Origin of the sequence: Streptomyces albidochromogenes, assembly GCF_005981925.1 — a bacterium.
GTDB lineage: Bacteria > Actinomycetota > Actinomycetes > Streptomycetales > Streptomycetaceae > Streptomyces > Streptomyces albidochromogenes.
Genome location: NZ_VBVX01000394.1, coordinates 1 through 5,224 on the forward strand (window position 1 = coordinate 1; position 5,224 = coordinate 5,224).

Annotated in this window: 7 protein-coding genes; 4 read left to right on the forward strand and 3 right to left on the reverse strand. The window is 72.5% G+C overall.

The features are described 5' to 3' along the window. Window positions 1-275: 275 nt before the first annotated feature. From E2E34_RS30890 to E2E34_RS30900, 3 genes are all read left to right on the forward strand, one after another. Window positions 276-1,337 carry a polyprenyl synthetase family protein gene (locus tag E2E34_RS30890; protein ID WP_244316295.1) on the forward strand — a complete coding sequence of 354 codons (1,062 nt, stop codon included), beginning with the start codon at window positions 276-278 and terminating at the stop codon, window positions 1,335-1,337. Between the two features lie 171 nt (window positions 1,338-1,508). Continuing rightward, window positions 1,509-2,345 (forward strand): ABC transporter ATP-binding protein, encoded by an 837-nt coding sequence (locus E2E34_RS30895; protein WP_244316297.1) that lies wholly within the window; start codon window positions 1,509-1,511, stop codon window positions 2,343-2,345. A gap of 61 nt (window positions 2,346-2,406) precedes the next feature. Continuing rightward, window positions 2,407-3,084, forward strand: a complete 678-nt coding sequence (locus E2E34_RS30900; RefSeq protein ID WP_341870243.1) for an ABC transporter permease — start codon at window positions 2,407-2,409, stop codon at window positions 3,082-3,084. 56 nt (window positions 3,085-3,140) lie between these two features. On the opposite strand, the gene E2E34_RS30905 is transcribed toward E2E34_RS30900, so the two are convergent. Further along, entirely contained in the window at window positions 3,141-3,374 is a 234-nt protein-coding gene (locus E2E34_RS30905) for a hypothetical protein (RefSeq protein WP_138905163.1), read from the reverse strand. Window positions 3,375-3,574: 200 nt separating this feature from the next. Between E2E34_RS30905 and E2E34_RS30910 the strand changes: the two genes are divergently transcribed. Continuing rightward, entirely contained in the window at window positions 3,575-4,180 is a 606-nt protein-coding gene (locus E2E34_RS30910; protein ID WP_138905164.1) for a CAP domain-containing protein, read from the forward strand. A gap of 48 nt (window positions 4,181-4,228) precedes the next feature. Here the strand turns inward: E2E34_RS30910 and E2E34_RS30915 are convergent, their stop codons facing one another. Then, on the reverse strand, window positions 4,229-4,573 hold the full coding sequence (locus E2E34_RS30915) for an isoprenoid biosynthesis enzyme family protein (RefSeq protein WP_138905165.1): 345 nt from the start codon (window positions 4,571-4,573) through the stop codon (window positions 4,229-4,231). A 252-nt stretch (window positions 4,574-4,825) separates the two neighbouring features. Next, window positions 4,826-5,224 (reverse strand): endonuclease/exonuclease/phosphatase family protein (locus E2E34_RS30920; RefSeq protein ID WP_341870242.1); only part of this gene is annotated, 399 nt, incomplete at its 5' end.

Consider the following 5,224-nt stretch of genomic DNA (forward strand, 5'->3'; position numbering starts at 1 on the left):
CGTCCCGCCCGCGCCCGCGCCACCCCGACATCACCGGCTACGAGGGCGGCTACGGCCTGACCCTGGTCAACTTCCTGGCCCGCTTCGTCACCGTCACCCCGTCCCCCGAAGGGGGCAAGAAGATCTGCGCCGCCCTCGGCATCTGACCGTCGGGGCCAGTACGTCAGACCCTCCGACCATCGGTAATTGGCCCGTACATCATCTCTTCCAGTGATCTCGTGATCACGCAGGCCGGTCGCGGCGTCTCACACCCGCCGTCTCGCTTAGCTGAGCCCGTGCCCAACGAACTGCTCACATCCCCCCTCCGCCCGACCACCACCGACCAGGGGGTCTTCTCCTGGGCCCGGGAACTGGTGATGCCCGCGCTGCGGGAAGCGGTGGACACGCTGCCCGCGCCGGAGCGGCGCGTCGCCGGGTACCACCGCGGCTGGAACGAGGCCGACGGCAGCCCGACACCGCCGGAGGTGGCGGAGGGCGCGGGGAAAGCCGTACGGCCCGCCCTGGCGCTCCTCTCGGCCAAGGCGGTCGGCGCACCGGCCGAGTGCGCGGTTCCCGGGGCCGTGGCGGTCGAGCTGGTGCACGACTTCTCGCTCCTGCACGACGACGTCATCGACGTCGACCGGCTCCGCCGGCACCGCCCGGCCGCGTGGGCGGTCTTCGGGGTGCCCGCCGCCGTACTGACGGGCGACGCGCTGCTCATCAGCGGCCTGACCACGCTGACCACCTCCGCCACCCCCTACGGGGCCGCCGCCGTGCGCGAGTTGTCCTCGGCCCTCGACGAGCTGCTGCGCGGCCAGAGCCAGGACGTCGCCTTCGAGAGCACCGACGGCGTGACACCGGGGGACTACCTGGCCATGGCGGGCGGGAAGACGGGTTCCCTGATGGCGTGCGCCTGCGCGCTGGGGGCCGTGCTCGCCGGGGTGCCCGAGTCCCGGGTCGGCGGGCTGCGCGACTTCGGCCGCCATCTGGGCATCGCGTTCCAGTGCGTGGACGACCTGCTCGGCATCTGGGGTCGGACGGAACGCAGCGGCAAGCCGGTGGGAGCGGACGTGGCGGCGCGCAAGAAGTCCCTGCCCGTCGCCGTCGCGCTGGCGGACCGCGGCGCGGCGGGCCGGCGACTGGCCCGGCTCTACAGCCGCCCCGAGCCGCTGGACGCGGCAGACGTCGCGCTCGCCACCGGCCTGATCGAGCAGGCCGGCGGCCGGGAGGCGACGGAGCTGGAGGCCAGGCATCAGGTCACCTCCGCGATGCGGGCCCTGGCGCGCGCCGAGCCCGTACCGTCCGTCTACCGGCAGTTGCATGACATCGCGCTGCTGCTGACACACCGCGATCACTGACACCGGGGACCGGCCTCATTCGGCATTTCCGCGCGAATGGTTTCCGCATTCGGCGTAACCGCCCGGGGCCTTTCACCGTTTCAATCAGTGGCCCCTGCGCCATTTCGACGAACCGACGTGAAGCGGGACGACATTCACACAAAAAGGCCGGCGGCCTTCGGTCCCACCGCAATCAATGTGTACGGTCTGCGCGTCACTCTGGGGAACCGGGCCATTTTCGACGACATCAGTTTCACGGTACCCAGGGGGTCGATCGTGGGACTGCTCGGACCGAGCGGCTGCGGCAAGACCACCCTCCTGCGCTCCGTGGTCGGCATCCAGCGGAGCACGGCCGGCCACGTGCAGGTCCTCGGCCACCCCGCCGGATCCCCCGCGCTCAGCTCCCGCGTCGGGTACGTCACGCAGGCGCCCTCCGTGTACGCCGACCTGACGGTGCTGGAGAACCTGCGCTACTTCTCGGCGGCGCTGGGCATGCGGGGCTGGCGCCGGGAGGACGCCGTCGTACGGGTCGTCAAGGAGGTCGACCTGGCGGAGTACGCCGACCAGCCCGTCGCCCGCCTGTCGGGGGGTCAGTGCTCGCGCGTGTCCCTGGCGGTGGCGCTGCTGGGCACGCCGGACCTGCTGGTCATGGACGAGCCGACGGTCGCCCTCGACCCGCTGGTGCGCAGGGAGCTGTGGAGTGTGTTCCGGCGGCTGGCCGACGAGGGGACGACCCTGCTCGTGTCGAGCCATGTCATGGACGAGGCGGACCGCTGCGACGGGCTGCTCCTGATGCGCGGCGGTCAGCTGCTCGCCTCCTGCGACCGCGCCGAACTGCTCGCGCACACCGGCTGCGACAGCGTGGAGAGCGCCTTCATGCGGCTCGTGAACCCGTCCCAGGGCGCTCCCGCGCCCACCCGCCCGCCGGTGGCGGCCGGCCTCGTCCCGGCGCCGTCCCCGGCATCCGTACTGGTCGACGTACCGGCGGACGCGCACGCCTCGTTCTTCGCCCAGGAAGCCGCGCGATGACCACCCAAGCCGTCAGCTGCCGTTCACCCCCAGCATCACCGTCGCCACCGCGCACCGGGTCCTGCAGCAGTTCTCGCGCGACCGCGGCAGCACCGCGCTGGTGCTGGTGATCCCCTGCATGCTGATGGTGCTCCTGAAGCTGATGTTCGGCCACGCGGGCGGCAGCTTCGACCGGGTCGGCCCGCAGGTCTTCGGGATCTTCCCGGTCATCGTGATGTACCTGGTCGGGTCGGTGTCCACGCTGCGCGAGCGCACCTCGGGGACGGCCGAGCGGCTGCTCACGCTGCCGATGCAGCGGCTGGACATCGTCCTCGGCTACTGCCTCGCGTTCACCTTCCTGGCTCTGCTCTCCACGCTCCTCGCCGTCGGCCCGCTGGGCCTGGAGATCAAGGGACCGGCGTACCTGCTCATGGTCGTCGCCATGCTGGGAGCGCTGCTCGGCCTGGCGCTCGGCCTGCTGGTCAGCGCGTTCGCGCGCAACGAGTTCCAGGCCGTGCAGTTCCTGCCCGCCGGTGTGCTGCCGCAGTTCCTGGTCTGCGGCCTGTTCGTCCCGCGCGACGAGATGCACGGGTCGCTCGCCGCGCAGGCCAAGGTGATGCCGATGACGTACGCCGTGCAGGCGGCCGGGGAAGCGGCCCGGCACACCGGCGTCACCGGGGTGTTCGTCCGGGACGCGCTGCTGATCCTGGTCTGCGTCGTCGGGGTACTGGTCGCCAGCGCGGCGACCCTGAAGCGGTGACGGGGGTGGGGCGCCACCGGACGCGTGCCGGTGACGCCCCACCGCCGGGTGCGCCGCTAGAACGGGTGGTTCGACGTGTTCCAGGCGAAGCCGCCGCTGACCTGGCCGTTGCTCGGGAAGACGAACGGACCGAAACGCAGCGGTCCGCCGCCGGGCGGGTACGGGTGGCGGACCTCGGACACGGAGGCGGGCGCCTGGGCGGGAACGGCGGCAGCCGCGGACGCGGAGACGAGCCCGCAGGCGACCAGGGCGACGGCGGACACGGCCGCGGCGCGAGAGAAGAACGACATCCGCATTCTTATGTGGGGGGCGGAACGCGGAAAACTCTAGTCGCCCCCCAACCACCCCGAACGGAAACGGAATTCGCCACGGTTCCCCCGAAGGGGAAGGCCCCCATAATCGTCGAAGAACAAGTGCTTTCACCTGCCGGTAGACATAAAGAGAGAAAGGGCACCGGGTGCGCCGGAAACTGACGTGGATCCTGCTTTCGATGGCTGTCGTCATGGCCCCAGTCACCGCCGCGCCCGCGAGCGCGGATCCGCCGCCTCCCCCGCACTACGCGTGGCCGAAGCCGCCCGTACACGACTTCCAGTCCCACACGCTGCCACCCCTCCCCGACGTCTGGCAGGCGACGTGGCCCCCCTCGGCGGGCCAGGCGCTCCGTCCGCCGCGCAGGCCCTCGGGGCACGAGAGGCGCCCCTCGGCCTCCGCGCAGAAGTCCCGCCGGGTGCTGGTGCGGCTCCTCAACCGCGAGCGGGCCCGTCACAGCTGCCGGCCCGTACGGAGCCATCGCGCCCTGACCAGGGCCGCGCAACGGCACAGCGCCTACATGGCCCGCGCCGGGCACCTCTCCCACACTGGCGCCCACGCCTCCCGGCCGGGCGACCGGCTCACGGACGAGGGCTACCGGTGGCGCAGGGTGGCCGAGAACCTCGCCCGCGCCGAAAAGGACCCGGCGGCGGCCCTGCACCGGTGGAAGCAGAGCCCGGAACACCGCGCCGTGATGCTTACCTGCGCCTTCCGCCACGTGGGCGTCGGGGTGAGCAACCGGGGCGGCCAGGGCTGGTGGACGCTCCTGCTGGCCCGCCCGCGCTGACACGACAGAGCGGCGGCCCGGGACCGGGCCGCCGCTCCCCTCACCGGCTCAGCAGGCCCTCGTCCCACCACCACGCCGTCGCAGCTGAGCGGGTCCGCCGAAGGCGCGGAACCGGCCGACGATGTCCTTGAGGGCGGGGATGTACGGCTCCGAGGCGGCGGCGGCCGACGGGGGCTCGACCGCCCGCTGCACCCGGCCGGCCAGGGCGGCGAAGGCTCCCGGATCGGCGCTGAGGGGCCCGTTGTCGCAGCGCGCGTCGTCGAAGCCGAAGCCCCAGTACACCCACAGGGCGGCCACCAGCAGCCGGTCCGCGTCGGCCGTGGGAGCGAAGCGGGCGAAGAAGTCGGCGCTGTGGCTCGCGACGATCCACGCCAGTTCCTCGTCGCCGCCCATACCGCTCGACCTGACCCACTTCTCGGCCCGCGCCTCGATGCCGCGGACCCCGGGAGTGGATGCCCGGTTCCAGTGGGCAGAAGATCGGCGGCAGCTCAACTTCGGTGACGGACATACCCACGCGGACACACCTCTTCGACGACGCTGGCGGTGCCCCATCCTCCAGCGCCTCATTCACCGCATCAGCCCCATCAGCCTGCGAACACGGCAATCCACCCGATCAGGGTGGAACCCCTGCACGGTTGACAGCGCTCACCACCTGATGCGCGCGGCCACCGGCAGATGGTCGCTTCCGGTCGCGGGCAGCGACCACACCTCGGTGACGGTCGCCCTCCGGGTCATGACCTGGTCGATCCGGGCCACGGGGAACCGGGCCGGCCAGCTGAAGGCGAACCCCGGCCCGGACGCCACCTGCTCGCCGACCGGATCCAGCCCGCGGTCGTCCACGGTCCCGTTGAGGTCGCCGAGCAGGATCACGCGCTGCCGCGGCTCGTCGGCAAGGGCGGCGCCCAGCAGCCGGGCGCTCTCGTCCCGCCGCCCGGCCCCGAACCCGGCCGGCCCCATCCGTACCGACGGCAGATGAGCGACGTACACGGCGACGGCCTCCCGTCCCGGCATCCGCGCTTCGGCCCGGAGCCCCCGGTTCCAGCC

What these genes read in the sequence shown, in the direction of transcription:
- E2E34_RS30905 (WP_138905163.1), bottom strand. Translation starts at nt 3,374, where the DNA reads ATGTCGTTCTTCTCTCGCGCCGCGGCCGTGTCCGCCGTCGCCCTGGTC.
- E2E34_RS30910 (WP_138905164.1), top strand. Translation starts at nt 3,575, where the DNA reads ATGGCTGTCGTCATGGCCCCAGTCACCGCCGCGCCCGCGAGCGCGGAT.
- E2E34_RS30915 (WP_138905165.1), bottom strand. Translation starts at nt 4,573, where the DNA reads ATGGGCGGCGACGAGGAACTGGCGTGGATCGTCGCGAGCCACAGCGCC.